Below are 23,761 nucleotides of genomic sequence, written 5' to 3' on the forward strand. Positions count from 1 at the left end.
AGGTGGCGTCGGGGTCCTTATAGGACAAAGACGAGCACAAGCACAATTATCACGACGACGATGATGCCCGCGATCGCGGCGCCGAAGCGCAGGCGGGATCCGCGGGTTTGCGCGCGCACGTCGTTTTCGGCGGCGGCGAGCGACTCGACCTCAGCGAGCGACTCGTCGCGCTCGGCGCGGTCCGCCTCCAGACGCGCGGCTATGGTCTCGGTCACCTCCGGGTGTGCGTGGATATCCTCGGCCTCGTCGATAACGGTTTCGGCGACGGCGATCTCGTCTGAGGCATCCTGCTCGACCTGCTCCTGGGCGCGTTTTGCCTTCTCCTGATCAGAAATCTGACCCTTCAGGGCGCGCTGCCGCTCCTGAGCGTCGTCCTTAGCGCTCTGGTAGGCCTCACGCGCCTTGTCCGCAGCGGCAGACGCCTCCTTAAACGTAGTCTTGGCGGCTTCGATAGGCTTCTCGTTTTCGGTGAGAGCCCGCTCGGCCTGCGCGATAGCCTGCTCATTTTCCGAGGTCACGCGGGGCAGATCCTCCTGTGCGCGGCGCAGCGCATCGGTGGCGTCGGCAATGTCGAGCTCAAGTTCTTGGGCGCGCACGCTGTAGTTGGCGGAGTTGGCCGAGGGATTTCGCTGCACCTCGGTGAACTCTGCCTTCAGTGAGTCGAGGCGCGCCTGTGCGCTCTCCACTGCGGCCTTTGCCGCAGCAACGCCGCTCTCTTGCTCCGCACGGGCCTTGTCGAGGTTGTGCTTGGCGTCGTCGAGGCGGCGCTGAAGGCGCGAGCCCTGCTCGCGGGCGCTCGTTTCGGTGGCCTCCGCCGCCTCGAGGGCGGCCTTCAGGCGCTTCTCAGTCTGCGCGTCCTCGTCCTTCATGGTCTGGAGCTTTTCTTTGAGGGCGTCGATCTCTTGCAGGATCTGTGCCTGCTGCTCCTGGGCGGCGGCGCGCTTCTCCTCGGCGGCAGCGATGCGAGCGCGCTCTTCGGTAAGAATCTCCTCGTAGCGCTCGGCGATATCGCGACGGTGCGCGAGCTCGTCCTCCTCGTCGGCGATGGTCTTCTCGAGCCCCTCGAGGTGCTCGCGCGCCTCGGCGTGGGCGCGCTTGGCGGCGCTCATAGCGCGTACGGCGCCCGCGCCCTCGGAGAAGAAGGAGCTGACGGCGCTCATCGCTCCGGCAGCGACCTCGGCCACACCGTGTTCGGCATCCTCGGCGGCGTGCTCCGCTTCGACGTCCGCCGGTGCCAGCGTGGTGGGTTCGGTGCTCGCCAAACCGGCGGCATCGATTGCCTCATCGGCGGGGGCGTCCGCACCGTCGCCCTCTGTGGTTACGGTCTTGGCTTCGAGGGAGTGGTCCCGCTTAAGGAAATCGGGAATAGCCGCGCCAGTCTCCTCAACCGTATCGTTCATATCGTTCAGCTCCTCGTCCACGTGCTTCTGCTCGTCCATCGCATCCTCCAAAGCGCCCTGCCGGCGGCTGAATGTTCAATGGTTCCATGATACTTGCTCGCGCGGTCAAAGGTTGGATGAATCAGGCCATTGAGCGAGCTTGTCGCTCGATGGCATTCGTTGGTAATAACGTTGAAAATGTTGCTTGCCTTGGAGTCGGCTCCAACAGATACACTGCGGGCGAGCACCCGACCTTGTCAACCCGAGCTACGCTTTGGGCTGGCGCCGGCGTCGGTTTGCGACCGTATGCAATTTGGGGAGGCACGCATGATTTACCGTGATTTTCAGGACCTCAAGCTCTCGGCGCTGGGCTTTGGCGCGATGCGCCTGCCCGTCATCGATGGCGACGACGGCAAGATTGACGAGCCTGCCGCCACGGAGATGGTCGACTATGCGCTTGAGCATGGCATCAATTACTTCGATACCGCGTGGGGCTACCACAACGGCAACTCCGAGCTCGTGATGGGCCGCGCTCTTGCCCGTCACCCGCGTGAGAGCTTCTACGTGGCTACCAAGTTTCCGGGCTACGACCTTGCCAACATGGACAAGGTGGCCGAGATCTTTGAGCGCCAGCTCGAGAAGACGGGGCTTGACTACTTCGATTTCTATCTCTTCCACAACGTGTGCGAGATGAACATCGACGCCTACCTCGACCCCAAGTTTGGCATCTATGACTATCTCATGAAGCAGAAGGAGGCGGGGCGCATCCGGCATCTGGGCTTCTCTGCCCATGGCTCCATCCCGGTGATGGAGCGCTTCCTCGAGGCGTACGGTAAGGACATGGAGTTCTGCCAGATCCAACTGAACTACCTCGACTGGGAGTTCCAGGACGCGCGCGGCAAGGTGGAGCTTCTGAAGAAGTGGAACATCCCCGTGTGGGTCATGGAGCCCGTGCGCGGCGGCAAGCTCGCCAACCTCTCTGAGGCAAACGCGGCCAAGCTTACCGCGGCGCGCCCGGACGAGGAGCCGGTGGCATGGGCATTCCGTTTCCTGCAGGACATCCCCGAGGTGGTGGTGACGCTTTCTGGTATGTCCAATATGGATCAGCTGAAGGCAAACATAGCCACCTTTGAGGAGGAGCGTCCGCTGAGCGACGCCGAGCGTGCCGCGCTTGCCGAGGTTGTCGCCGATATGCTCGGGCAGGGGACGGTGCCCTGCACGGCTTGCCACTATTGCACAAGCCATTGCCCGCAGGGTCTCGACATCCCCACGCTACTGTCCATGTACAACCAGATGAAGCTCACGGGCAAGGGCGACTTTATCTCGAGCATGCTTGTGGGGGCGCTCCCGGACGACAAGAAGCCGAGCGCCTGCATCGGTTGCGGTGCGTGCGCCGCGGTCTGCCCACAGCAGATCGACATCCCCGGCACGCTTGCCGAGTTTGCCGAGGCACTCGGGCTTTAGGTGCTAGCGGCGTTCATATTCTGGAGTCGATTAGCGTGCGGCCTTTTCGGCAGATAGCGCGTTTAGGTGCCCGTACCGCCTCTTCTTAAGCGGTGCGGGCACCGTTGCTATGAACGCATGATTGCTTTTATAACCGTGCGATTATGGCTGCTGCTTCTTTTTGTGCCGATTTCCCAGGAACCAACCTCCGACCATGAAAACGATGGCAAAGGCCGTCAGCATCATAATCTCGTTTCGGTATGCTTGCGCTCCCAGTTCGAGATGGTTTACCGGCTGACGTAGCAGGATTTTGCGAGGTCGTCCTGTAGGAGTCCTGCCGCTTCGCGGTGCTCGCGTATGTGTTGTCCAACGTTCATGCGCGCCTCCTCGCATTTGAGGTTCCGCATTGCCTGACCTCAGCATACCCCCAGGCCGCACGGCAGCTTGCGGCGTCGCGTCAAAAGGCTTTGACATTGTCAAAATGGGGGACATAGCTCCCATTCACCTTCTGTATACTTGTATACAGAAGGGAAGTGATCGGTATGGCGACATCGGTTGTGTCCGGAAGGGTGGACGATGCGGTGCGGGCGCGGGCGGACGCGGTTATTCGTGCGGCGGGTTTTTCAGTAGCGGATGTAATTCGAGTCGTATGGGAGAACATCGCGCGCACAGGCGTTGTTCCCGTCGTAGAAGACACTGCGCAAAATACCCCGGTCACTGACCCATGGGACGCGTTCATGGCGTTCCGCTCGGCGCTTCCCGAGTCCCCGTGGCTAGCGACGCTCTCTGACCAAGAGATGAAAGACGTGATTGCGAGCAGATATGAGTAGGCGGGATGGGTTTCGCATCCTGCTTGATACGAGCATCATTTTGGATGCGGTGTGTCCTGCCCGCCCACAGTCAAAGGAGGCTTGCCTCGTTCTCAGGCGTTGCAGCAGCGAGGGTGACATGGGGTTTGTGACCTCGGGCTCGCTCAAAGATGCCTACTATGTCCTGTCCAAGCAATATGGGGAGCCTGCTGCGCGTGCAGCGGTGCACCACCTAATGGGCCTTCTGATAGTTGCTCCCACGAGTACAGAAGACTGCCTCATGTCGCTTGAGTCCAATGAACCGGACTTTGAGGACGGGCTCATTCGTGCTTGTGCGGAACTGAACGACATGGATTTCATCATCACGCGGGATGAAGCGGCCTTTCGCAAGTCAAAGGTCCGCGCCGTAGACTGCGCGGAGTACCTTTCCATCTGCGACGAGACTGATGCCGATTTGCTTGCGAGGCTTGGATTCAGCCCTAACGCCCTTGTGCAGAACGGCGCTCAGTAGCCGAGTTCCTCGCCAATAAGGACGACCTTGATACGGCCGGGGTGGCGCGAATGGCGCGTGACCACGACGTTGCAGCACATGCACTTGCGTGCGTGGCAGTCGATGCAGGCGCCCGTGAGCTCACAGGGCGTGCTCGTGTGAAGCCGCTCGGCGTTGAGCGGGCAGACGGTGGTGTGGATGCGTTTGATGCCGGCGTCCACGTCTGCCACGATCTTGTTCATTCCTACCAGCACCACCACGTGCTCGGGCCCGTGCAGAAGAAGCGAGCAGCGGTCGGAGTTGCCGTCGATGTTCACGAGCTCGCCGTTTAAGGTGAGGGCGTTGGCGCTCATGAAGAACCAGTCCGCCGTGGTGCGCGCCTGCCACATGGCGCGCTTCTCGTCAGCGGTGGTCGCGCGCGTACGGTCGAGCATGCGGTAGGTGCTCGCGCGAACGAGGGCCGCCTTCATGCCCGACTCGGTGAAGGTCTCACTGCCGCCCCAGGTGATCGAGTCGCCGTCGTGGAGCCAGGAGCGGACGATATCGATGGCGTCTGCACGCGATGCGGCCCAGTAGCCCTCCATGTTGTTGCGCTCGAGTTTCTTGATGACAACCTTCGCCGTCTTTTTCCACGATGCAAGGGTCGTGGTGGTGCGCTCTGCCATGCCTGCTCCCCTCCGGGGTCGCGCCGCGCCCGGAGGGTGGGCGGCCCGTAGTTGCGATAGGTGCATATAGGCATATCCTACCCAGCTCGCTATACTGGAATGCCAATCAAACCGGTAAACGGGCCAGCGGCAGGATGCAAGCCGGCACGCGGCAACCCTGCCATCTTGAGAGGAACCCATGGACCAGTCGCTTTTCCGCTACGACGTTATCGCCGAAGATCCTTTGACCCATGCGCGCGCGGGTGTGCTTCACACGCCGCACGGCGATATCGAGACCCCCATCTTCATGCCTGTGGGAACCAAGGCCACGGTCAAGGGCATCCCGTGGGAGACGGTGCGCGACTTGGGCGCGCAGATTGTGCTCTCCAACACCTATCACCTGGCCATGCGCCCCGGTGCCGACCTTATTGCCGAGGCGGGCGGGCTGCACAAGTTCATGAACTGGCACCATCCGATCCTCACGGACTCGGGCGGATTCCAGGTCTTCAGCCATGGCGACGCGGTCAAGCTTTCCAACGAGGGCGTGCGCTTCATTGCAACCGACTACGACGGCAGCCACGTCTTCTGGACGCCTGAGGACAACATGGCCATCGCCCAGAAGCTGGGAAGCGACATTTGCATGCAGCTCGACCAGTGCATCGGCTATCCTGCCGAGCGCCGCGACGTGGAGCGTGCTATGGACCTGTCGAGTCGCTGGGCGGAGCGCTGCTATAAGGCGCATACGCGTCCCGACCAGGCGCTCTTTGGCATCGTGCAGGGCGGTATGCATCTTGATTTGCGCGTACGCTCGCTCGAGCGCCTGGAGGAGATGGGCGACTTCCCGGGCTATGGCATCGGTGGCTATTCGGTGGGCGAGGACCACGAGACCATGTTCGAGTCGCTCGAGCCGCTCGCTGCCGAGTACATGCCGCGCACCAAGCCGCGCTACCTTATGGGCGTGGGCAACCCCACCACGCTCGTGCGCGGGGTCGCCTGCGGTATCGATATGTTTGACTGCGTGCTGCCCACGCGTACCGGGCGCATGGGGTCTGCCTTTAGCCATGAGGGCCGCCTGAACTTCCGCAACGCCCGTTTTGCGCGCGACCTCGGCCCCATTGATCCTCAGTGCACCTGCCCGGTCTGCACGGGCGGCTACACCCGTGCGCACATCCGCCACATGGTCACGCAGCATGAGATGCTCGGCGGCATCCTGCTCTCGATGCACAACATCTACTTCCTGCTTAACCTCATGCGCGAGGCGCGCGAGGCCATCATCGCGGGTACCTATGGGGAGTTCGTTCGCTCTTGGATGGACTCGCCCGCGGCGGCGGATTACTAATGGGCGCCGTGCCACGGGTGTCGCCCGATCGCCGTGACCGCGGGACGCGTGAGGAGCGCGTGGCGCGCGGCAGACTGGCGGCTTCACGCTGCCCTATCGAGGCGCTCGCGTCGTGGGGTCTCCGTCAGGACGGCGCTTCGGCCATCGCACTGCTTGAGGAACAGTCTGCTACGCGCGTGGCGGACCTCATCCCCATACGCTACGGCCGCATGAGCGCCTCTGCCTTTGCGTTCTTCCGCGGCTCGGCGATCATCATGGCAAGCGACCTTGCCACGCGCCCCGTCACCGGCATCGAGGTGCAGGCGGTGGGTGACGCGCATATCGCCAACTTCGGCATGTTCTTGAGCCCCACACGCCACCTGGTCTTTGATATCAACGACTTCGACGAGACGGCGCCGGGTCCCTGGGAGTGGGACGTCTGCCGTCTTGCGGCGAGCATCGAGATCTGCGGCCGCGCGCGCGGCTTCTCGCGCCACGACCGCCGCGTTGCCGTGCGCGCCTGCGCCAAGGCCTATGCGCGAGCGATGGCCGACTTTGCCGAGATGGGGGAGCTCGATGTATGGCATGCCCACCTCGACCTCGATGAGGTGGTCACGCGCTTTGAGGACGAGATGAGCGGCAAAGAGAGCCGGACGCTTCGTCGGGCCATGGAGAAGGCGCGTTCCAAGAACAGCGCTCGTGCCGTGGAGAAGCTTGCGCGCGTCGAGGGCGGAAGGCTTCGCTTTGAGATGCGTCCGCCCGAGCTCGTGCCGCTCTCCGAGCACCACGGCTACCGCGATACCGTGGAGCTCTCCCACGCGCTCATGGTTCTTATGCGCCGCTACTTCGACAGCCTCTCCTACGACCGGCGCTTTCTGCTCAACCGCTACCGTTACCAGGATGCGGCGCAAAAGGTCGTGGGCGTGGGAAGCGTCGGCACGCGCGCATGGGCGGTGCTGCTCGCGGGCAAGGACGCCGACGATCCCTTGGTTATGCAGGTCAAAGAGGCGCAGACCTCGGTTGTGGAGCGTTTCTGGCGTCCCGCGGGGTTTGCGAGCGCCGGTGAGCGCGTGGTCGAGGGCCAGCGCCTGATCCAATCAACGGCGGACATTCTACTAGGCTGGACGAGCGTCGAGAACCCGCTCGGCGAGCACCGCGACTACTACGTGCGACAGCTCTGGAACGGCAAGGGGTCGATTGATCTCGAGGGTATCGGCGTGGAAGGGTTGCATTCGACGGCGCGCCTCTGCGCCTGGGCGCTTGCGCACGCGCACGCGCGCACGGGCGACGGTGTTGCCATCGCGGCGTATACGGGCTACGGACTTTCCAAGAAAGAACTGCGCGCCGCGGAGGATGCATTTGCCGACGCGCTCGCCGACTTCGCCCACGCTTACGCGGACCAAAACGAGGCGGATTACCGCCTGTTCTGCGACCTGATTACGGCAGGGGAGCTTCCCTGCGCCTCCGAGGGCGCGGCAAAATAGGGACGGCAGACAGGGGGGGCAGGCCCAGACCGTTTCCGGGAAACGGCTACCCGTCTAGGTCGGCAAGCTCGCCGAGGTCGGCGAGGTCGAGCGCGCTCGCGTCCACAAGGGATTCCTCTGCCGCGGCCTGCCCCGCCTGCGTGGTGGGGATGGTCCCTGCGAGCTGCCCTTTGATGCTCTCGGCGCGCAGGCGGCAGAAGGTTTCGAGCGCGCTCACGCCTTCGAGGAACTCCTCATAGGTGACGTAGGCGGTGGCATCGTTTTGCACGTAGGGCGCGATGAGCTCGCGCGCCTGCGCAATCGTTTGCGTGAGGCGCCCGCTGTCCACGATGCCCTCGACCAACTCGCTGAGGTAGCCGTGGTAGCGCTCGCGGTAAGCGGGGTCGGCCATGAGACGGTAGAAGAGCGGGCGCTCGGAGATGACCTCACTTGCCGCCGGCTCATCGATGGGGAGGTTCACGTACGGTCCTGCTTCATCGGGCAGCTCGGCGCGGCCAAGCGCATAGGTCCCAAAGGCAAGGTTATAGTCCCACGGGAGCATCGCTATGCGGCCGTCCTGTTCGTAGAGCAGGTAGTTGTGACCGGTCGAGCCCAGGTAGCTGTCGAGGTTTGCGCAGAAGACCTGTGCGGCAAAGTAGCGCAGCGTCGTGTCCACATCGACCGCCTGCTCGAGGTTCTCGCCCGCATTGAGGTGTCGCAGCGCATCTATCAGGCGCTCTTGCGCCCCCGCATCGGAACGCACGAGGGCTTGGTCGAAGATGCCCGGATAGAGCGCGGGATCGTTGCCGATATAGCGCAACGCCACGTCGGCGTTCTCATCCTCGAGCGAGCGGTAGTCGGGTTTGTAGAGCGCGCCGTGGGCGTCGCCCCATTGGCGCCGGGCGAAGGCGTCTTCGGGCTCCTCGACGGCGAGATAGAGACCGTGCGGCTCGCCGTTGACGGTAACGTTGGCAAAGCTCGATGCCGGGGCGGGCACGCCCATGTCGCGCATGAGGCCGAGCGCTACGTAGGTCTTGAGGTAGCTGTTGTCCTGGAAGGACGCGTCGAGCGACAGCTTGTCGAGCCCGTGGTAGGTGAGTCCGCTGTCGTAATGGTCGAACTCCACCTTCATGCTGAAGCGCGACAGACCGCGCTTTGTCACGTGGCCGAGCGAGTTGTTGCCCTTGGCGCGCAGGCCCACATTGGCGAAGTGCTCCCCGTCGATAGTCAGCGCTGCGCGCACGTATTGCTCAGCTCCGGCTGCCGCGACGAATCCGTCCCAGTCATCCACCTGTATATCGATCGCATGGACGCGGTCGGTAGTGAAAAGCCACTCGAGGTAGTCGTCATGGCGCTCGGGCTCGATGACTCCCGTGCGCCCCGCCAGCCAGAGGCCAGCCACAAGGGCGATGCCCGCGGCGAGCGCGACGAGGCAGACGACGTCGAGGACGTGCTCGCGACGCATGACGCTATCCCTGGTAGTCGCCATTGTAGGAGACGAGCAGGGCCTCGCTGACCTCTTCGAGGGCGTTGAGATCCGTGACGATATCGGTCTTGCCGTCGGCGAGGCGCACCTCGTAGGTAAGGTCGACGGCATCGCCCGTCACCTGCTTGGCCTTGAGGCTCTGTGCGCGCGTGCCCGCCTTGATGAGGCCCTCGACGGTGAGTTCCGCCTTGCCGTCCGCACAGCGGACCACGAGTAGGTAGGGACGGTCCGCGCCGCCGCGACCCGAGAGGAGCAGCAGCACGAGTCCGATGAAGACGCAGCCGAATGTGGCGAGGAAGAGAAGCCCTGCCGCGAGCACGATGCCCGTGGCGATGCTCCAGAAGAGAAAGACGATGTCGAGCGGCTCTTTCACCGGCGTGCGAAAGCGCACGATGGACAGGGCGCCCACCATGCCGAGCGAAAGGAGGACGTTGCTCGACACCGCCAGGATGACAAGCGTCGTCACCAGGGTGATCGCCACGAGGCACACGCCAAAGGTGGTCGAGTACATGATGCCCGTGGTTGTCTTGCGGTAGATGAGAAAGATGAACAGGCCGAGCGCGCAGGCGAGAAGCATCGCCACGATCATGTCGAGCATGGGCACGGCGTCCATGCGGTCGAGGAATGCGGAAGTGAAGATGTCGTTGAAGCCCATGGGGTCCTCGTTTCTGGTTGGGGGCGGCTACTCATAGCGGCGTGCGAGCGCGTATTTGGACCACGCCGTCCGCGCGGTCGACGTGCTCGCGGCGCCGGCGATCCAGTCGGGTAGGTAGGCGTCGTACTTAACCTCCACGACCGCCTCGCCGGGCGCAGCGGGGATCATGAGGGGGTTCTCGGCAAAGAAGGCGTCGGGACGGGCGCAAACGCGCACCGCGGTATCGATGGTGACGCGGACATTGCCCGCGCGGTAGCGGAAGGCCTCGCGTTCGTAGATGACGACGGCCTTGGGCGCGAGCAGCCGACTTTTTGTGAGCTGACAGAACTCGATGCCCACCGTCCCCGGCGCATCGTTTGTGTCGGAGAGCGCTTCGAGCAAGGCGGGCTCGATGACGCCGCCTTCGGCAAGAAGATACGCCTGCGCGAGGTTGAGCGGCTCTTTGTGCTTCTGTCCGAGACCGTTTCGCTTCGTCTTCTTCTCGAGGTGTATCGGGCATCCGTTGGCACCGACGTCATTTCCGTAGGTGCGCAGGCGCCATTTGGCGCGGGTGCTTACCCCCTCGTGCTTCTCGCGTAAGGCATCGTCAAAGGGGGTGTCGAAGTAGAGGCTCCGCACCGTGTAGCGGCCGTCCGGCCCGGCGTGCCCGTCCCGGGGGAGGAGCGCGCCGAGCCGGCGTGAGATGACGATCGCCTCGCCTGCCGGAATGCCGAATTTCAGCTCATGGCGATACTGCGGGTTCGCAAGGGTCGTGCTCATAGGGCGTTAGTCGTCGTAGCTGGAGTACCCGGAGTTGCCGCCGTCGTCATAGTTGGAATAACCGGAGTTACCGCCGTCATCGTAGCCGGAGTAGCCGGAGTTGCCGCCACCACCGCTGGGGGCGGGAGCCGGAGCCGGCGCAGGCGTCGGGGCCGGCGCTGGCGCGGGCGTTGTCTGAACGGGCGCTGGAGCGGGCGTCGCAGCTGCAGTCGAGCCGCCACCCGAGCTGCTGGTGGAGCTGGCACCGCCCGAGCTGGCGCCGCCCGTGCCGCCGCCCGAACCGGCACCGCCCGAGCCGCCGCCGGTCGAAGGCACGGTCGTGGTCGCCGCCACGGACTCGCCGTAGTCGGAGGTGTAGTCGGTCACGCCGTCGTTCAGCGCGCCATAGTCGGAGTCATAGTAGTCGGTAACACCGTCGTTATCGGGGCCGTAATCGGTGTCGCCGTAATCGGTCCAGCCGTAATTGCTCGTACCGGTGACCTCCATGGGGGCGCGGAGGTTCTGGCTCACCACGTAGGACTGGGAATCGTGCACGATGTTGCGTAAAAAATCACTTGCGGGCAGCGCAGAGCCGTCCTCGACTTCAAGGTTGATGGTGTTGCCGCCCTCGTTTTCGACCTCTTCGACAATGTAGCCCGCGTCTTTGATCTTAGCGATGAGGGCCGATACGGCGGCACGGCACTCCTGCCCCTCGTAAGAGGCGAGGTCGAGCGCCATGGCGCGTGCGTCGTCATTGAGTTCGTCAACGCCCACGACCTTGCCCTGAGCGTCGTAATGGATGGCAAATTCGGGGTTTACGCGCAGGATGAGCGTGCCACCGCCCTCAGGATAGGGCAGCTTGGGTTCGGCTGCTGCGGGTGCAGCCGTGGTGGTGGGCGTCGGGGCCGTTTTGCCCTGCGCGAGTGTGAAGACGGCGCCTCCCCCGATGAGGAGGGCAAGCACGGCGGCGAGCATAACGGCTAGGCGTTTGTTCGTCATGGTGGTCCCCTTCATATCGACCGTTGACTGATGCGTTCCGGTTTTCGGTCCGGTGATCGGCTCCCCACCTTCGGGAGTCGGTCGCCCTTAAAGGGAGCCAGCTTTCTTATATCACGGGCAAGGGGGTGTCCTTTCAGGGGATACGGTAAGGGTTGTGTAAGCTAGCGGCAAAAACCGGTAAGCCTTGCGTAAGGCGTCCGCTTACCGAAAAAGTGATGCCGTTGACGAAAATCCCAATAGCGTTAATGTGCGGTCAACGAATGACTCTGCGCTGATTCCGCTCCCATGAGAAAGGGATTGCTACTACAAGAAACATAAGGGCAGGCGCGATGAGGACGGTCGGCTCGGCCTTGCTCGCAAAAACGGCGATCGCGCCGCCCACGGCATACATCGCCGCGGCGAGCCCGAGTAGCAGCGTCCAGAACCATCGGCCGATAAAGCGCAGGGCACGGTCGCCTGGGCTGCCGGGATGCGCTGAGGCAAGGCTCGCGAAGTCGATCATCTGGCGGATGGTGTGAAGCCCCTCGCGGCGTGCGATGCTCGTGATCCAAAGGCAGCCGACGACAAGGACGCCCAGCCTGAAGGCGGAGAAGGCCGCGCCGCCACCCCAATCGGGGTCGTTTGTGCCAACCGCGAAGCCGTTTAGAAGCATGGTGATGAGTTGGATGGACAAGATAATGCCGCAAACCAATACGAACTCACGGCGCGCCGCCGCCGCGCGGCGGCGGACGCTCGGGGCATCGGAGCCCAAGATGTCGTTTGCCGTGGTGCCCAGGACGTCGGCGAGGTTTGCGAGCATGAGGACGTCGGGTACGGTGCGGCCGCACTCCCAGTTGCCAATCGTCTGGCGAGACACGTGGCAAAGCTCGGCGAGCGCCTCCTGACTAATGCCGGCCGCCAGACGGTGCTCGCGCACGCGCTCGGCGATGCACGCCGGAACGCGACGGTCGCCGCTGGTCTCGGTCTCAAACATCTTGTGTGTCGCCATCTGTCCTCCTCGCGTGTTCATGGGCGGGTCGTTCACCCTGAGTGTAGGGCACGCCGCGGCGCCTGTCTGCCAAACATCTTTTCCATGTGCGGTTACTTGCGAAAACTCGTCGGGGTCAAGAGAACCTTTGCGCGTTCATTACGGAACGGGGCGGCGGGCTGGGTACCATAGGGGGTAAACGCCTTGCTGTTTGCCGCTAACGAGTGCGGCAACGCGCGATAGGAGGATCCATGAGCCAAGACGACGTACGGGACGACTACCGCGACGCTGATAATACCGGATCGTCCGGCACGGCAGCCGAGGACGATCGCACCTATTACCGCGGTCCCGTGATGATGCGCGGTCGCATGATTCCGACCGACAACACCTATGCGAATCTGCTCGCTCGTGAGAGGTCGACCGACTGGCTGCACATGGATCCGTGGCGCGTGCTCCGCATCCAGGCGGAGTTTGTGGACGGTTTTGGCGCGCTTGCCGAGGTGGGTCCGGCGGTGGTGGTGTTCGGCTCGGCCCGTACCGCACCCGAGGATCCCATGTATACCGCGGCGCGCGAGGCGGGGCGGCTGCTTGCCGAGCGGGGTGTAGCCACCATCACCGGCGGTGGGCCCGGCATCATGGAGGCGGCCAACCGCGGAGCCGCCGAGGCGGACGGCACCTCGATTGGCCTTGGTATCGAGCTCCCGCACGAGCAGGAGCTCAATCGCTGGGTCAACCTCGGCATGACCTTCCGTTACTTCTTCGTTCGCAAGACCATGTTCGTCAAGTATTCCGACGGCGCCATCGTCTTTCCGGGCGGCTTCGGTACGCTCGACGAGCTCTTTGAGCTGCTCACCCTCGTTCAGACGCATAAGGTGGCGCGCACACCGGTGGTGCTTGTGGGGACCGAGTACTGGCAGGGTCTTTTCGAGTGGATCGACGATGTGGTGCGCGGCGAGGGCATGATCTCGGATCTCGACCCCAAGCTCGTGCATATCACCGACGACATCGCGGAGGCTGTGGATCTTGCCACAAGCGGCATCTCCTGAGCTTGAGGAGCCACTGAGCGTAGCTTCTGAGCGGTGGACCCCGATGAAGGGGCACGCAAGCGCATGGAGCAGCGTGTGCCCAATCCACTGCGACGGCGTCACTCTCTGAGCTTGCGCATGATTGCAGGCCCATGCCGCGTGCAGATGTAGGCGAGGGCGAATGCTACGATTCCCAGGATGGCGTGACCAGCAGTAAAACTGTCAGAAAAAGCGATGAGCGTGAGATAGATGAGCGCGAGAGTGGCGAATACAAGGACGTTGCTATAGCGCGCGATAAGTCTAAGTGCGCGGGCACTGATCATACAGGAACCGCTTTCATCGCGGGCGACGAACTCGAGGATTTCGGCGAGTTGGGTGGGGTTAAGACCACGCCGTTTGGCGATGATGGTCTCACATCTGCCGAGGCCGATGGAATATCCGAAGGCGAGCATCACAAGAGGGCCAGTAAGGAGAATCGCTTCGTTTTGCTCGGGAGCCAGGTAGTTCCAAATGACCCACGTCAAATACACGGCATCGATGATGATCCGCGTCCTTAGAATGTGCGTGAGTTCGGTTCGGTCCTCATCGATGCGCTCTACGATCTCAGGCACATCATCACCAATGAGGGCATCTACGGTGGTTTCAAATGTCGCCGCCATGCGACGGAGGCTCTCGATGTCGGGAAGAGTCTTGTTGCGTTCCCAGTTGCTGAGTGTCTGGCGGCTCACAAAGCACGTGCCTGCGAGCTTGGTCTGGCTCATGCCGGCGGCCTCTCGATGTTCGCGGATGCGCGTGCCGATGTCCATGCGTTCCTCCGTTTCGGTTACGCCGATAGATGGCGTAGAGCACTTGGATTGAGCTCCGGCTTCATCATAGGACGGTGCGCCGTCTCTGTGTCGCTCGCGGCGGTCAAAAGCCTTTGACAGCGTGGTTTACGTGCGTCGTTTCCATTGCCGTTGGTCACCGATTTCTCAGGGGTTTGGGCGCCTGTTTGCCCTAGGATGGTTGCAAACAAAAAAGCCGGAGAAAGGTGTTCCCATGGCAGAGCGTAGATTTGGACGCGGCAGGTCGGGCGGTCAGAATCCGCGGCGCGAGGCGCGCGCCCGCGCGGCCGAACAGCATACCGACGAGGTGCGGACGCGCCTTGCAAAGGATATCGAGCGCTCGCTCGCCGGTGTGGTGCGCTACGACGGCGCACCCAAGCCAAAGAAGGCTCCGGTTGCAGAGAAGGTGGAGCCCGCAAAGGCTGACGAGGCCATCGAGCCGCTTGAGGCAGATGAAGCTGCCGTGCCGCGGGAGGTTGAGGAGGCGCCGTCCCCGGAGCTCCCCGCGGTTTCAGTCGTCGATATGGACTCCGTTGCAGCTGTGCTCGAGAACGGCCGCGGCTACGCGCAGTTCTGCGATCTGGCGCTGCTCGACTTTGCCTCCTTTACGAATCCCGGCGGTGGCTACATTCGCGGCGCGTGGGCGCAGGAGGAGGCACTTTGCGCCGAGTCGTACCTGTTCAACGTCCTCGAACAGCAGCGTGACTGGTACCAGGAGAACCGCCGCCGCAACATCAACTGCGAGCTCTACCGTGACCGTGCGCTCGTGGTGCCCGCCGTGCGCTTCGAGCGGGGGAAGATGCATGCCTATGCCGACGTAATCGTGGCGGCGGCGCCTAACGCCCGCCGGGCGCTCGAGGAGTATCGCGTGACGGACGAGCAGCTCGAGCGCGCTATGCGCGACCGTATCCGGCTCGTGCTTGCGATTGTGGATGACCTTGGGCGCGAGAAGGTCGTGCTCGGCGCCTACGGTTGCGGGGTGTTCGGCTGGGATGCCGAGCGCGTGGCCGAGATGTTCCGCCAAGAGCTCGCGAGCGGAGACTGGGGCGTCAAGCAGGTGATCTTTGCCGTTCCGCAGACGCGTTTTGACGAGAACCTCGCCAAGTTCCGTCACGTGCTCGCCAAATTCCCCGAGGCGCCGGCGATGTCGTTTGCCGAGGCCGCTGCTGCCGCCGCTAAGGTGCGCGAGGCAGAGGAAGCGTCTGCCGCTGATGATGATGAGGACGAGGACGACTGGCGCAAGTATTTGTAGTCCTGCCTCATTACGGGCTTATTGAATATCTGAAAAAAACGGAAAACGATGCCGCCCGCAACGCGTATCTCGCGTCGTGGGCGGCATCGTTGAGCGGGGTTTGGAGACGTTGACGCCTGCGGGCGCGCCTACCGGTCGATCTTCTTGATGGAGATACCCTCGACCACGAGCGTGATGCCGCCCATAACGAGGTAGGCGGCGAGCATGTAGCTGAGCACGAGGCCCGAGACAAGCGGCATGAAGATGAAGGCAATGCCCAGGATGATGTTGAGAACACCCGTTGCAGTGCCCATGGAGCTCGCCGGAATCTGGTAGTAGTGCATCTGCCTGGCGAACGAGATGCGCTCGATCCCCGTCATGATGAGAAGAAACGCGAGCAGGTAGACGATGGTGCCCGCCATGACGCTGGTGGGAAGCATGAACAGCAGCACGCCGAGCAGCGCGTTCAAGATGCCCGTAGCGAGTTGCGCCCCGTTGCGGAAGAACTCGGGCGTTTGCACGTAGGTCGCAATCTGGCCGGCGCCGTGCATGATGAGGACGAGCGAGATGACGCCTTGCACAAAGGCGTAGGTGCTCAAGGGGGCGGCAAGGGCGGCGAAGCCTGAGAGGGCAAGCAGGATGCCGAGGATGATCATGCCGGTTTTGGCGCGCCCGGCGCTGCGGTTCCATTGGTCGATGTAGTCGTTGATGTAATCGTGATCGGCGTCATACCACTTCATAGTGGGCTCCTTTTCTAAAAAGCCCCCAACCGCTTGTCCGGTTGGGGGCAGGGGATACTCTTGTTCTACCCGCGCTCAAGGGGGTTAAGCGCGAGAGGAGCCCGTACGGCTAATGATTAAGCTGCATTTAAGAAACGATGCGGCTGGGGGCGAGCTGCCACATGTGGTCCATGGGGCCGCTGCCGTGACCAAGGTCGAGGCCGGCGGCGAGGGCGCCGGTGAGATAGGCCTTTGCCTGGTCGATGGCGTCATCGAGGGGAAGCCCCTGGGCAAGCCCGCACGCGAGGGCAGAGGAGAGCGTGCAGCCGGTGCCGTGGGTGTTCTCGGTCTCGATGCGCGTATGGCGGAACCACGTGGTGCGCGGCCGATCCTCGGGGTTTGAGGTTACCTCGGCGAGCACGTCATTGGCGTCGTTCACGTTGTGGCCACCCTTGAGGAGCACGGCGCAGCCAAAGCGGCGCACGAGCGCGCAGGCGAGCTCCTCTTGGTCGTGCGCCGTGGAAACCTGAACATCTCCGCCGGCCAGCGCCTCGGCCTCAAGGATATTGGGCGTGATGACCGTGGCAAGCGGGAAGAGTCGGTTCACGAGGGCGTCGACGGCGTCCTCACTGATGAGGCGCGCCCCCGAGGTCGCCATCATGACGGGGTCGAGCACGATGTTTTTTGCCCCCCACGCCTCGAGGCGCTCTGCGATGGCTTCGATGATCGCCGCCTGCGACACCATGCCGATCTTCACCGCCGCGGGTGGGATATCCTCAAACACGGCGTCGATCTCTGCCGCGACGAACTCGGGCGTGGCGTCGAGAACGGCGCGCACGCCGCAGGTGTTCTGCGCGGTGAGCGCGGTGATGGCCGTCTCGGCAAAGAGATGGTGGGCAGAGATGGTCTTGATGTCCGCCTGGATGCCCGCCCCGCCCGAAGAGTCGGACCCGGCGATGGAGAGTACGGCGGGGATGGTCTTGCTCTGCATGGTGGACCTCATTTCCCTTCTTACGTGTATCGAAGCCGCAAAGCGCGCGAACGAGGGTTAGTCAGCGTCCAGGTCGATTGTCGTTCCCTCGAAGATCTTGTTGACGGTGCGGACGGCGCACATCTTGCCGCACATGGTGCACGTTCCCTCGGTGGAGGCGGGGGAGGCCTCGTAGCGCGCCTTGGACGTCACGGGGTCGAGGGCGTACTGCCACATCTCGTCCCAGGCGAGGCGACGGCGTGCGTCGCCCATGCGGTCGTCGACGTCGCGCGCGCCGGGTACGCCCTTGGCGATATCGGCGGCGTGCGCGGCGATTTTCGTGGCGATGAGGCCGTCGAGCACGTCCTTGGCGTCGGGCAGGCACAGGTGCTCGGCGGGTGTGACGTAGCAGAGGAAGTCGGCACCGGCAGACGCCGAGATGGCTCCACCGATGGCGGCGGTGATGTGGTCGTAGCCCACGCCGATGTCGGTCACAAGCGGGCCCAGCACATAGTAGGGGGCGCCGTGGCAGAGGCTCTTCTCGAGGCGGACATTTGCCTCGATCTCGTTGATGGGCATGTGGCCCGGTCCCTCGATCATCACCTGCACGCCGGCGTCCCAGGCGCGGCGGGTGAGCTTGCCGAGCTCGATCATCTCGGCGGTCTCCGCAGCATCGTTGGCGTCGAAGAGACAGCCCGGGCGGCAGGAGTCGCCGAGCGAGATGGTGACGTCGAACTCGTGGCAGATTTTCAAGACCTCGTCGTAGTACTCAAAGAACGGGTTCTCGTTGCCGGTGACCTCCATCCAGCCAAAGAGCAGGCTGCCGCCGCGGCTGACGATGTTCATGAGGCGGCCGGTCTCCTTGAAGGTCTTGATGACCGAGCGGTTGATGCCGCAGTGGATGGTGAGGAAGTCCACGCCGTCCTCGGCATGTGCGCGCACGGTCTCGAGCAGGTCCTCGGCCGTGAGCTTGACGAGCGGCTTTTCCATATAGCCGATGGCGTCGTACATGGGGACGGTTCCCACCATGAGCGGCGTCTTCTCCACGAGTTCCTGGCGGAAGAACCGGGTCTTGCCGGAGTTGGAGAGGTCCATGATGGCATCGGCGCCAAACTTCTCCGCGGTGGCGACCTTCTCCCACTCTACGTCGGCGTTTGCCACGTCGCCGGAGATGCCGAGGTTTACGTTCACCTTGGTGGAGAGGCCCTCGCCCACGCCGGCGGGCTTGAGCGAGCCGGCGAGGTGGCGGATGTTAGCGGGGATGGCGATGCGCCCGGCAGCGACGCCTGCGCGGATGAATTCGGGGTCGCGGCCCTCGCGCTCGGCTACCGCGCGCATCGCAGGCGTGATGACGCCGGCGCGCGCGAAGTCGAACTGGGTCACGCAGGGGGTGCCGTCGGCGCGCACAGGCGTTGTCTCGGTGGTGGTTGATGTTTCGGTCATGGTGCGTCTCCCTTCGCTGGCATTACCCATAGCAGGTGATGCGGGTCGGGGCGGGCGCGCCCCCTCTCAGCCTGCCGTCCCGCAAGCTCCCCTTCGCTGGTAGCGTTGCGCCTTGTGGCGCACGCTCATTATACCGTTCGCCGCGCGCGCCCTCGCGAGCCCGTGTCAAACCGCTAAGCTTGATGAGAGGTAGTACCCAAGAGCCAGAGGAGGTCGTCGTGTCAAACCAGCTCGACATCGACCGCAACGGGCGCTTGACGCCGACCGACGGCGCCTTTGCCCAGATGTATCACGACGACTACCAACGCGCGCAGTGCCCTCACGGCCGTGCGGGATGCAGGGACGGTTGCTCGGGCTGCGCGATACTGGCGGGCATTTTGGTTGCCGCCACGATGGCGCTTATGTTCTTTGCCTATGCGTTGGGTGTGGCATCGCGCTCGTAAAAGCGTTCCTCTACCTCGTCGAAGTTGCGGGCGAACTCCTCCATCGTACCCGACCACGTCGCGCGGTCGCCCACGCGCCTGCCGCCCACATAAGCGGTCTGGATGCCGCAGTAGGGGTCGGGGAAGTCGCGCTTGGCGTCGTTGCCCACCATAAGGACCTCTTCGGGCATGAGGCCGATCTTCTCGAGGCTCTCAAGATAATAGGTGGGGCTCGGCTTGCAGCGGGTGGAGTTGCCTGCGTGCGTCACGAGCTCAAAGGGCACGTCGTCAAGGCCGCCCCAGCCCATGCGGCACTCGATGCAGGCACGGCTGAAGCTGGGATTGGTGAGAAGCATGACGCGCAGGCCCCGCTCAAGGACGGCCTCGAGCGCCTCGTGTGCGCCGACGCGGGGGCGTGCGGCGATGATGCCGTCGTTCTTTTGGGGCAGGACCTCGCGCTCGTAGTAGGTGAAGACGTCGGCGATGACGGGGTCGGTCATAGGCACGCCAAGGCGGCTCTCCACCTCGTCGTCCAAAAACGTCTGGTTCGACCGCCGGTCATCGTCCTCACGCGCATTGTTGTTAAGGTTGAGAAGCGCGGTCGAGTAGGCAGCGGCGCAGGCGACAACACCCTTACCGCTGATATCGGCAAGAAGCATGGTCGTGTCTTTGGCGAACACGGCGATGAACGCGGATAGATTGATGCTGAGGAGTGTGTCGTCCATATCAAACGCGACAGCTTTGAGCACGGGTACCTCCTTGGCTCTGTGACCGTTTGCCGCCCCATGCGGACCGTCCGCCGCGCGGATGCGCGAATTTTCGCACCCCTTGTAAAAATGCGCAAGTCATTCTTGAAAAACAGGTTGCAACAACGTATTCTTTATTGCCGTGAGTTTCTCTAGAGGCTCACGTCCGTATCTGTCGGCCCCCGAGTGTGTTCCCAAGCGGTGGGTGTCGGTCTTAGCGATCGGTGCTTGTCGTAGGTCTAGCGGTCGGGGCCCCGTACATCGAAAGGGGTCCACCTTTGAGTGAGATTCAGAACGCGTCCATCTTCTCTCTTGACGATGTGAATGAAGAGGAGATGAACAACCTTATCGACGGTACCATCACCGACTTCGATGAGGGTGATCTTGTCAGCGGCACGGTTGTCAAGATCGAGAAGGACGAAGTCCTCGTTGACATCGGATTCAAGTCCGAGGGCGTCATCCCGGTCCGCGAGCTCTCCATCCGCAAGGACGCTAACCCGGCCGACATCGTCAACCTCGGCGATTCCATCGAGGCCCTTGTCCTTCAGAAGGAGGACAAGGACGGCCGTCTCGTGCTCTCCAAGAAGCGTGCCGAGTACGAGCGCGCTTGGAACCGCATCGAGGAGAAGTTCAACTCCGGCGAGAACGTCGAGGGCGAGGTTATCGAGGTCGTCAAGGGCGGTCTTATCCTCGACATCGGCCTGCGCGGCTTCCTGCCCGCCTCCCTCGTTGACCTTCGCCGCGTGAAGGACCTCACCTCCTACCTCGGCACCCGTATCGAGGCTCGCGTCATCGAGATGGATCGCAACCGCAACAACGTCGTGCTCTCCCGCCGCGTGGTGCTCGAGGAGTCCCGCAAGGCCGAGCGCACTGAGATCCTCTCCAAGCTCAAGAGCGGCATGCGCCTCAAGGGCACCGTTTCCTCCATCGTGGACTTCGGCGCCTTCGTGGATCTGGGCGGCATCGACGGCCTCATCCACATCTCCGAGCTCTCTTGGAACCACGTCAACCACCCCTCCGAGGTCGTCAAGGTCGGCCAGGAGGTCGAGGTCGAGGTTCTCGACGTCGATCTCAACCGCGAGCGCATCTCGCTTGGCCTCAAGCAGACCACCGAGGATCCGTGGCGCTCTCTCGTCAAGAAGTACCCCGTGGGCGCTATCGTCGAGGGCACCGTCACCAAGCTCGTGCCGTTCGGCGCGTTCGTTGACCTCGGTGAGGGCATCGAGGGCCTCGTGCACATCTCTGAGATGGCCAACAAGCACGTCGACCAGCCCAGCCAGGTCACCCATGTGGGCGCTAAGGTCCAGGTCAAGGTCATGGAGATCGACCTCGACCGTCGTCGCATCAGCCTCTCGATGAAGTCCGCCGCCGAGACCCTCGGCGTCGAGATTGAGGTTACTCCGCTCGACAAGCCGGAGGAGAAGGCCGAGGACGCTGAGTAGTCCTCATCGCCTGATCGCGTAACCACAAGGCCCGCTGCATCCGGCAGCGGGCCTTTTTACATGACAGAGAAAAGAAAGCTGAGGGAAGGGCCATGACCGCACTCGATTTTGCGAAACGCCCGGTGGTGCTGTTCGATTTCGACGGAACGCTCGTCAACACGGGCGGCGCCGTCATCTCCACGGTGACGCGTGTGCTTTCCGCCCACGGCTTCTCGCAAGAGGAGATGGGCGACCTCAGGCGCTTTATCGGGCCGCCGCTCGTCGACTGCTTCCGTGACACCTGCGGACTCACGCAAGGGGAGGCGGAGGCCTACACGGCCGAGTACCGCGCCGTCTTTGACGAGCTTGGGCCCGCAGACTGGCCGGTCATGCCCGGTATGGCCGAACTTGCCGATGCCCTCCTTTCGACGGGGCGCCGGCTTGCCATCGCCACCTCGCGCAAGGAGGACCGCGCCCGGTGGATGGCCCACGAGCTCGGTCTTACGCAGTTTGAGGCCATTATCGGCATGAACGATGAGGCGGGGCGCCACACCAAAGCCGACTCGGTGCGCGACGCCCTCTCTGCGCTCGGCGCCACGGCGCCCGAGGCGCTGCTTATCGGCGACACGGTGCACGATGTCCGCGGCGCTCATGCCGAGGGCCTGCCGTGCGCGTGCGTGACCTTTGGGGCAGGGGAGGCCGACGTCCTCGCGGCGGCGGGCGCTGACGCCGTCTGCTCGGGTGTCGACGCGCTTCGAGCGCTGCTGCTCCCCTAAACCTGGGCCCCCTAGACTCCTGCCGAACGGATGCCCCCGTATCAAGGCACCGCTTCGTGTTATATGCCGCGTTCGCGGCGTCTCCGGTGGGGTAAGCTAGTGCGGACGACTAATTCATCTCGCGAGAGGAGATCATAGGTATGGACAGCACGCTCGAGGCTAGGGTAGACGCCTATATCAATGAGGTCTGGGACGATGTTCTCACCGACATCGAGACGCTTGTCGCCCATCCGTCGGTCGCAGACGAGGGCAAGGCGGCGTCCGGTGCGCCGTTTGGCCCCGAGGTTCGCGCCGCACTCGACGATGCGCTCGCTATCGCCGATAAGCTTGGCTATGAGACGGGCGAGGACGACGGCTACATCGGCTGGGGCGACCTTGCCGGTGCCGAGGACGCCCAGGTTGCGACCATCGCGCATATCGACGTGGTGCCCGCAGGCCCCGGTTGGACGGGTGACCCCTTTACCGTGCGCCACCGCGAGGGCTGGCTCATCGGCCGCGGTGTCTCTGACGACAAGGGGCCGGCGGTCCTGTCGCTTTACGCCGGTGCGTTCTTTAAGCACGAGGGCATCACGCCCCGCTACACGTTCCGCGCGCTTCTGGGGTGCGACGAAGAGGTCGGCATGACCGACGTCCACCATTACCTGGAGCATCACGCCAATCCTGCTTTCCTCTTCACGCCCGATGCGGAGTTTCCGCTCTGCAATGCCGAGAAGGGCCTCTTTGGGGCGACGTTTGTGAGCGGTGCTATCGAGGACGGGCGCATCCTCAGCTGGACGGGCGCTGAGGCAACGAACGCCATTCCGAGCGAGTCGATCTGCGAGGTCGCCGTCGACGCCGCCGAGCTGCCCGCGCCGTGCGCGAATGCGGACCGCCTTGCGATCGAAGCCGTTCGCCCGGGTGTCGCCCGTATCGTCGCGCACGGCATCGGCGGTCACGCCGCAATGCCCGAGGGATCGCTCAACGCCGTCGGCCTCATCGTGGGCTACCTGCGCGAGCTCGAGGGCGTTCTTGCGCCTGCCGAGGAGCGCTTCCTCGAGCTTCTTGCCCTCATCCACGCCGACACCGCCGGCGAGGCGATGGGCATTGCGAGTGCGGACGAGGCCTTCGGTCCACTTACCTCCAACGCCGGTGTGGTCGCTGTCTCAGACGGCCACATCACCCAGTCGCTCGACTGCCGCTGCCCGGCAAGCATCACCGCCGAGGAGATCACCGCGACGCTTACCGAGCTCGCGGGTCGTTTTGGCGCAACCATCACCGATATCAGCACCAAGGTTCCCTTCTCGGTCGATGTCTCGCATCCCGCGGTCCAAGCGCTCATCAACGTCTACCGCGATGTGACGGGCGACACGGAGGCCAAGCCCTTCTCCATGGGAGGCGGCACCTATGCGCGCAACTTTGCGTGCGCGGTGTCCTTTGGCCCCGAAGAACCCATGGCAAACGCTCCTGCATGGGTCGGCCCCATGCACGGCCCCGACGAGGGTGCGAGCGAGGAGGCACTGCGCCGGGCGCTCAAGATCTACATTCTAGCGCTGCTAAAGCTGCAGGAGATTGACCTGTAGGGTGTTGGGCCCGGCGGCGGGCGAGCGCCGCATTGCCGCATGGTTCGTCAGCCGATGCTGACGAGTGCCGTGCGTTTGTAAACCCACCGTAAGCCCGCCGTAGCGGTGCGGTAACGTTTGATAAGAGGTGCGTAATGGCTGTCGATTGCAGCCTGCGCACCTCTTTTTTCGGGCGTACTCTACCTTCCGAAGTTCAGACGGGGATGATTCCGCGGCAATGGAGCCGCCCTCCCC

The 23,761-nt window shown here is 63.5% G+C and carries 23 protein-coding genes and 1 riboswitch; of the genes, 11 read left to right on the forward strand and 12 right to left on the reverse strand.

The genetic code is table 11. The features are described 5' to 3' along the window. Positions 1–17: 17 nt before the first annotated feature. On the reverse strand, positions 18–1,439 hold the full coding sequence (locus B5F89_RS02405) for a hypothetical protein (protein WP_087430221.1): 1,422 nt from the start codon (positions 1,437–1,439) through the stop codon (positions 18–20). 267 nt (positions 1,440–1,706) lie between these two features. Between B5F89_RS02405 and B5F89_RS02410 the strand changes: the two genes are divergently transcribed. From B5F89_RS02410 to B5F89_RS02420, 3 genes are all read left to right on the forward strand, one after another. Beyond that, a complete protein-coding gene (locus B5F89_RS02410) occupies positions 1,707–2,843 on the forward strand; it encodes an aldo/keto reductase (RefSeq protein WP_087430222.1) in 1,137 nt (378 codons plus the stop codon). A gap of 521 nt (positions 2,844–3,364) precedes the next feature. Beyond that, positions 3,365–3,652 carry a type II toxin-antitoxin system RelB/DinJ family antitoxin gene (locus B5F89_RS02415; protein ID WP_087430223.1) on the forward strand — a complete coding sequence of 96 codons (288 nt, stop codon included), beginning with the start codon at positions 3,365–3,367 and terminating at the stop codon, positions 3,650–3,652. Continuing rightward, a complete protein-coding gene (locus B5F89_RS02420; protein ID WP_143758321.1) occupies positions 3,645–4,142 on the forward strand; it encodes a PIN domain-containing protein in 498 nt (165 codons plus the stop codon). Before B5F89_RS02415 ends, B5F89_RS02420 begins: the two co-directional genes overlap by 8 nt. Here the strand turns inward: B5F89_RS02420 and B5F89_RS02425 are convergent. After that, complete coding sequence (locus tag B5F89_RS02425) at positions 4,136–4,786, reverse strand: lactate utilization protein (RefSeq protein WP_087430224.1); 651 nt, start codon at positions 4,784–4,786, stop codon at positions 4,136–4,138. The two genes, B5F89_RS02420 and B5F89_RS02425, sit on opposite strands and share 7 nt — an antisense overlap. Positions 4,787–4,964: 178 nt before the next feature. Between B5F89_RS02425 and tgt the strand changes: the two genes are divergently transcribed. Together tgt and B5F89_RS02435 are read left to right on the forward strand one after the other, a co-directional pair. Beyond that, positions 4,965–6,104 carry a tRNA guanosine(34) transglycosylase Tgt gene (gene tgt, locus B5F89_RS02430; protein WP_087430225.1) on the forward strand — a complete coding sequence of 380 codons (1,140 nt, stop codon included), beginning with the start codon at positions 4,965–4,967 and terminating at the stop codon, positions 6,102–6,104. Then, positions 6,104–7,567 (forward strand): DUF2252 domain-containing protein, encoded by a 1,464-nt coding sequence (locus B5F89_RS02435; protein ID WP_087430226.1) that lies wholly within the window; start codon positions 6,104–6,106, stop codon positions 7,565–7,567. The genes tgt and B5F89_RS02435 overlap by 1 nt, the downstream gene beginning before the upstream one ends. 46 nt (positions 7,568–7,613) lie before the next feature. Here B5F89_RS02435 and B5F89_RS02440 read toward each other — a convergent pair whose 3' ends face one another. The 5 genes from B5F89_RS02440 to B5F89_RS02460 all read right to left on the reverse strand — a co-directional run bounded on the left by B5F89_RS02440 (position 7,614) and on the right by B5F89_RS02460 (position 12,412). Next, on the reverse strand, positions 7,614–9,011 hold the full coding sequence (locus tag B5F89_RS02440; RefSeq protein WP_158098398.1) for a CotH kinase family protein: 1,398 nt from the start codon (positions 9,009–9,011) through the stop codon (positions 7,614–7,616). Positions 9,012–9,015: 4 nt separating this feature from the next. Continuing rightward, positions 9,016–9,687 carry a DUF4956 domain-containing protein gene (locus tag B5F89_RS02445; protein ID WP_087430228.1) on the reverse strand — a complete coding sequence of 224 codons (672 nt, stop codon included), beginning with the start codon at positions 9,685–9,687 and terminating at the stop codon, positions 9,016–9,018. 27 nt (positions 9,688–9,714) lie between these two features. Beyond that, entirely contained in the window at positions 9,715–10,446 is a 732-nt protein-coding gene (locus B5F89_RS02450; protein WP_087430229.1) for a polyphosphate polymerase domain-containing protein, read from the reverse strand. Positions 10,447–10,452: 6 nt separating this feature from the next. Further along, positions 10,453–11,424: a hypothetical protein gene (locus B5F89_RS10095; protein WP_158098399.1), complete on the reverse strand. Its 972-nt coding sequence runs from the start codon at positions 11,422–11,424 to the stop codon at positions 10,453–10,455. A 253-nt stretch (positions 11,425–11,677) separates the two neighbouring features. Beyond that, a complete protein-coding gene (locus tag B5F89_RS02460) occupies positions 11,678–12,412 on the reverse strand; it encodes a helix-turn-helix transcriptional regulator (protein WP_158098400.1) in 735 nt (244 codons plus the stop codon). Positions 12,413–12,744: 332 nt separating this feature from the next. On the opposite strand from B5F89_RS02460, the gene B5F89_RS02465 reads away from it, so the two are divergent. Further along, positions 12,745–13,437 carry a TIGR00730 family Rossman fold protein gene (locus B5F89_RS02465; RefSeq protein ID WP_239286649.1) on the forward strand — a complete coding sequence of 231 codons (693 nt, stop codon included), beginning with the start codon at positions 12,745–12,747 and terminating at the stop codon, positions 13,435–13,437. Positions 13,438–13,535: 98 nt separating this feature from the next. Here the strand turns inward: B5F89_RS02465 and B5F89_RS02470 are convergent, their stop codons facing one another. Next, positions 13,536–14,222 carry a helix-turn-helix transcriptional regulator gene (locus B5F89_RS02470; protein ID WP_087430232.1) on the reverse strand — a complete coding sequence of 229 codons (687 nt, stop codon included), beginning with the start codon at positions 14,220–14,222 and terminating at the stop codon, positions 13,536–13,538. Positions 14,223–14,454: 232 nt separating this feature from the next. On the opposite strand from B5F89_RS02470, the gene B5F89_RS02475 reads away from it, so the two are divergent. Then, a complete protein-coding gene (locus tag B5F89_RS02475) occupies positions 14,455–15,492 on the forward strand; it encodes a TIGR02452 family protein (protein ID WP_087430233.1) in 1,038 nt (345 codons plus the stop codon). A 128-nt stretch (positions 15,493–15,620) separates the two neighbouring features. Here B5F89_RS02475 and B5F89_RS02480 read toward each other — a convergent pair whose 3' ends face one another. The 3 genes from B5F89_RS02480 to thiC all read right to left on the reverse strand — a co-directional run bounded on the left by B5F89_RS02480 (position 15,621) and on the right by thiC (position 18,603). Further along, positions 15,621–16,211, reverse strand: coding sequence for a DUF308 domain-containing protein (locus B5F89_RS02480; RefSeq protein WP_087430234.1), 591 nt, complete (start codon positions 16,209–16,211; stop codon positions 15,621–15,623). A 127-nt stretch (positions 16,212–16,338) separates the two neighbouring features. Then, positions 16,339–17,193, reverse strand: coding sequence for a bifunctional hydroxymethylpyrimidine kinase/phosphomethylpyrimidine kinase (gene thiD / locus B5F89_RS02485; RefSeq protein ID WP_239286641.1), 855 nt, complete (start codon positions 17,191–17,193; stop codon positions 16,339–16,341). Positions 17,194–17,238: 45 nt separating this feature from the next. Next, positions 17,239–18,603, reverse strand: a complete 1,365-nt coding sequence (thiC, locus tag B5F89_RS02490) for a phosphomethylpyrimidine synthase ThiC (protein WP_087430345.1) — start codon at positions 18,601–18,603, stop codon at positions 17,239–17,241. After that, positions 18,594–18,706: riboswitch (TPP riboswitch) on the reverse strand. Its footprint overlaps the gene before it by 10 nt. Before the next feature lie 115 nt (positions 18,707–18,821). On the opposite strand from thiC, the gene B5F89_RS02495 reads away from it, so the two are divergent. Then, positions 18,822–19,046 carry a hypothetical protein gene (locus B5F89_RS02495; protein WP_087430235.1) on the forward strand — a complete coding sequence of 75 codons (225 nt, stop codon included), beginning with the start codon at positions 18,822–18,824 and terminating at the stop codon, positions 19,044–19,046. Here B5F89_RS02495 and B5F89_RS02500 read toward each other — a convergent pair. Beyond that, positions 19,016–19,774 (reverse strand): HAD family hydrolase, encoded by a 759-nt coding sequence (locus B5F89_RS02500; RefSeq protein ID WP_087430236.1) that lies wholly within the window; start codon positions 19,772–19,774, stop codon positions 19,016–19,018. The two genes, B5F89_RS02495 and B5F89_RS02500, sit on opposite strands and share 31 nt — an antisense overlap. Positions 19,775–20,049: 275 nt before the next feature. Between B5F89_RS02500 and rpsA the strand changes: the two genes are divergently transcribed. The 3 genes from rpsA to B5F89_RS02515 all read left to right on the forward strand — a co-directional run bounded on the left by rpsA (position 20,050) and on the right by B5F89_RS02515 (position 23,527). After that, positions 20,050–21,213: a 30S ribosomal protein S1 gene (rpsA, locus tag B5F89_RS02505; protein WP_087430237.1), complete on the forward strand. Its 1,164-nt coding sequence runs from the start codon at positions 20,050–20,052 to the stop codon at positions 21,211–21,213. Positions 21,214–21,305: 92 nt separating this feature from the next. Continuing rightward, the gene (locus tag B5F89_RS02510) at positions 21,306–21,968 is read left to right on the forward strand and encodes an HAD hydrolase-like protein (RefSeq protein WP_087430238.1); all 663 of its coding nucleotides are present in this window, start codon (positions 21,306–21,308) and stop codon (positions 21,966–21,968) included. A gap of 140 nt (positions 21,969–22,108) precedes the next feature. After that, entirely contained in the window at positions 22,109–23,527 is a 1,419-nt protein-coding gene (locus B5F89_RS02515) for a Sapep family Mn(2+)-dependent dipeptidase (protein WP_087430239.1), read from the forward strand. Positions 23,528–23,761 lie beyond the last annotated feature (234 nt).

The sequence above is a fragment of the Collinsella sp. An307 genome (genome assembly GCF_002161805.1).
Classification (GTDB): Bacteria; Actinomycetota; Coriobacteriia; order Coriobacteriales; family Coriobacteriaceae; genus Coprousia.

What these genes read in the sequence shown, in the direction of transcription:
- B5F89_RS02420 (WP_143758321.1), top strand. Translation starts at nt 3,645, where the DNA reads ATGAGTAGGCGGGATGGGTTTCGCATCCTGCTTGATACGAGCATCATT.
- B5F89_RS02405 (WP_087430221.1), bottom strand. Translation starts at nt 1,439, where the DNA reads ATGGACGAGCAGAAGCACGTGGACGAGGAGCTGAACGATATGAACGAT.
- B5F89_RS02410 (WP_087430222.1), top strand. Translation starts at nt 1,707, where the DNA reads ATGATTTACCGTGATTTTCAGGACCTCAAGCTCTCGGCGCTGGGCTTT.
- B5F89_RS02450 (WP_087430229.1), bottom strand. Translation starts at nt 10,446, where the DNA reads ATGAGCACGACCCTTGCGAACCCGCAGTATCGCCATGAGCTGAAATTC.
- B5F89_RS02480 (WP_087430234.1), bottom strand. Translation starts at nt 16,211, where the DNA reads ATGAAGTGGTATGACGCCGATCACGATTACATCAACGACTACATCGAC.
- thiD (WP_239286641.1), bottom strand. Translation starts at nt 17,193, where the DNA reads ATGAGGTCCACCATGCAGAGCAAGACCATCCCCGCCGTACTCTCCATC.
- thiC (WP_087430345.1), bottom strand. Translation starts at nt 18,603, where the DNA reads ATGACCGAAACATCAACCACCACCGAGACAACGCCTGTGCGCGCCGAC.
- B5F89_RS02475 (WP_087430233.1), top strand. Translation starts at nt 14,455, where the DNA reads ATGGCAGAGCGTAGATTTGGACGCGGCAGGTCGGGCGGTCAGAATCCG.
- B5F89_RS02465 (WP_239286649.1), top strand. Translation starts at nt 12,745, where the DNA reads ATGATGCGCGGTCGCATGATTCCGACCGACAACACCTATGCGAATCTG.
- B5F89_RS02510 (WP_087430238.1), top strand. Translation starts at nt 21,306, where the DNA reads ATGACCGCACTCGATTTTGCGAAACGCCCGGTGGTGCTGTTCGATTTC.
- B5F89_RS10095 (WP_158098399.1), bottom strand. Translation starts at nt 11,424, where the DNA reads ATGACGAACAAACGCCTAGCCGTTATGCTCGCCGCCGTGCTTGCCCTC.
- B5F89_RS02515 (WP_087430239.1), top strand. Translation starts at nt 22,109, where the DNA reads ATGGACAGCACGCTCGAGGCTAGGGTAGACGCCTATATCAATGAGGTC.
- B5F89_RS02470 (WP_087430232.1), bottom strand. Translation starts at nt 14,222, where the DNA reads ATGGACATCGGCACGCGCATCCGCGAACATCGAGAGGCCGCCGGCATG.
- B5F89_RS02415 (WP_087430223.1), top strand. Translation starts at nt 3,365, where the DNA reads ATGGCGACATCGGTTGTGTCCGGAAGGGTGGACGATGCGGTGCGGGCG.
- B5F89_RS02440 (WP_158098398.1), bottom strand. Translation starts at nt 9,011, where the DNA reads ATGCGTCGCGAGCACGTCCTCGACGTCGTCTGCCTCGTCGCGCTCGCC.
- B5F89_RS02460 (WP_158098400.1), bottom strand. Translation starts at nt 12,412, where the DNA reads ATGGCGACACACAAGATGTTTGAGACCGAGACCAGCGGCGACCGTCGC.
- B5F89_RS02425 (WP_087430224.1), bottom strand. Translation starts at nt 4,786, where the DNA reads ATGGCAGAGCGCACCACCACGACCCTTGCATCGTGGAAAAAGACGGCG.
- B5F89_RS02445 (WP_087430228.1), bottom strand. Translation starts at nt 9,687, where the DNA reads ATGGGCTTCAACGACATCTTCACTTCCGCATTCCTCGACCGCATGGAC.
- tgt (WP_087430225.1), top strand. Translation starts at nt 4,965, where the DNA reads ATGGACCAGTCGCTTTTCCGCTACGACGTTATCGCCGAAGATCCTTTG.
- B5F89_RS02435 (WP_087430226.1), top strand. Translation starts at nt 6,104, where the DNA reads ATGGGCGCCGTGCCACGGGTGTCGCCCGATCGCCGTGACCGCGGGACG.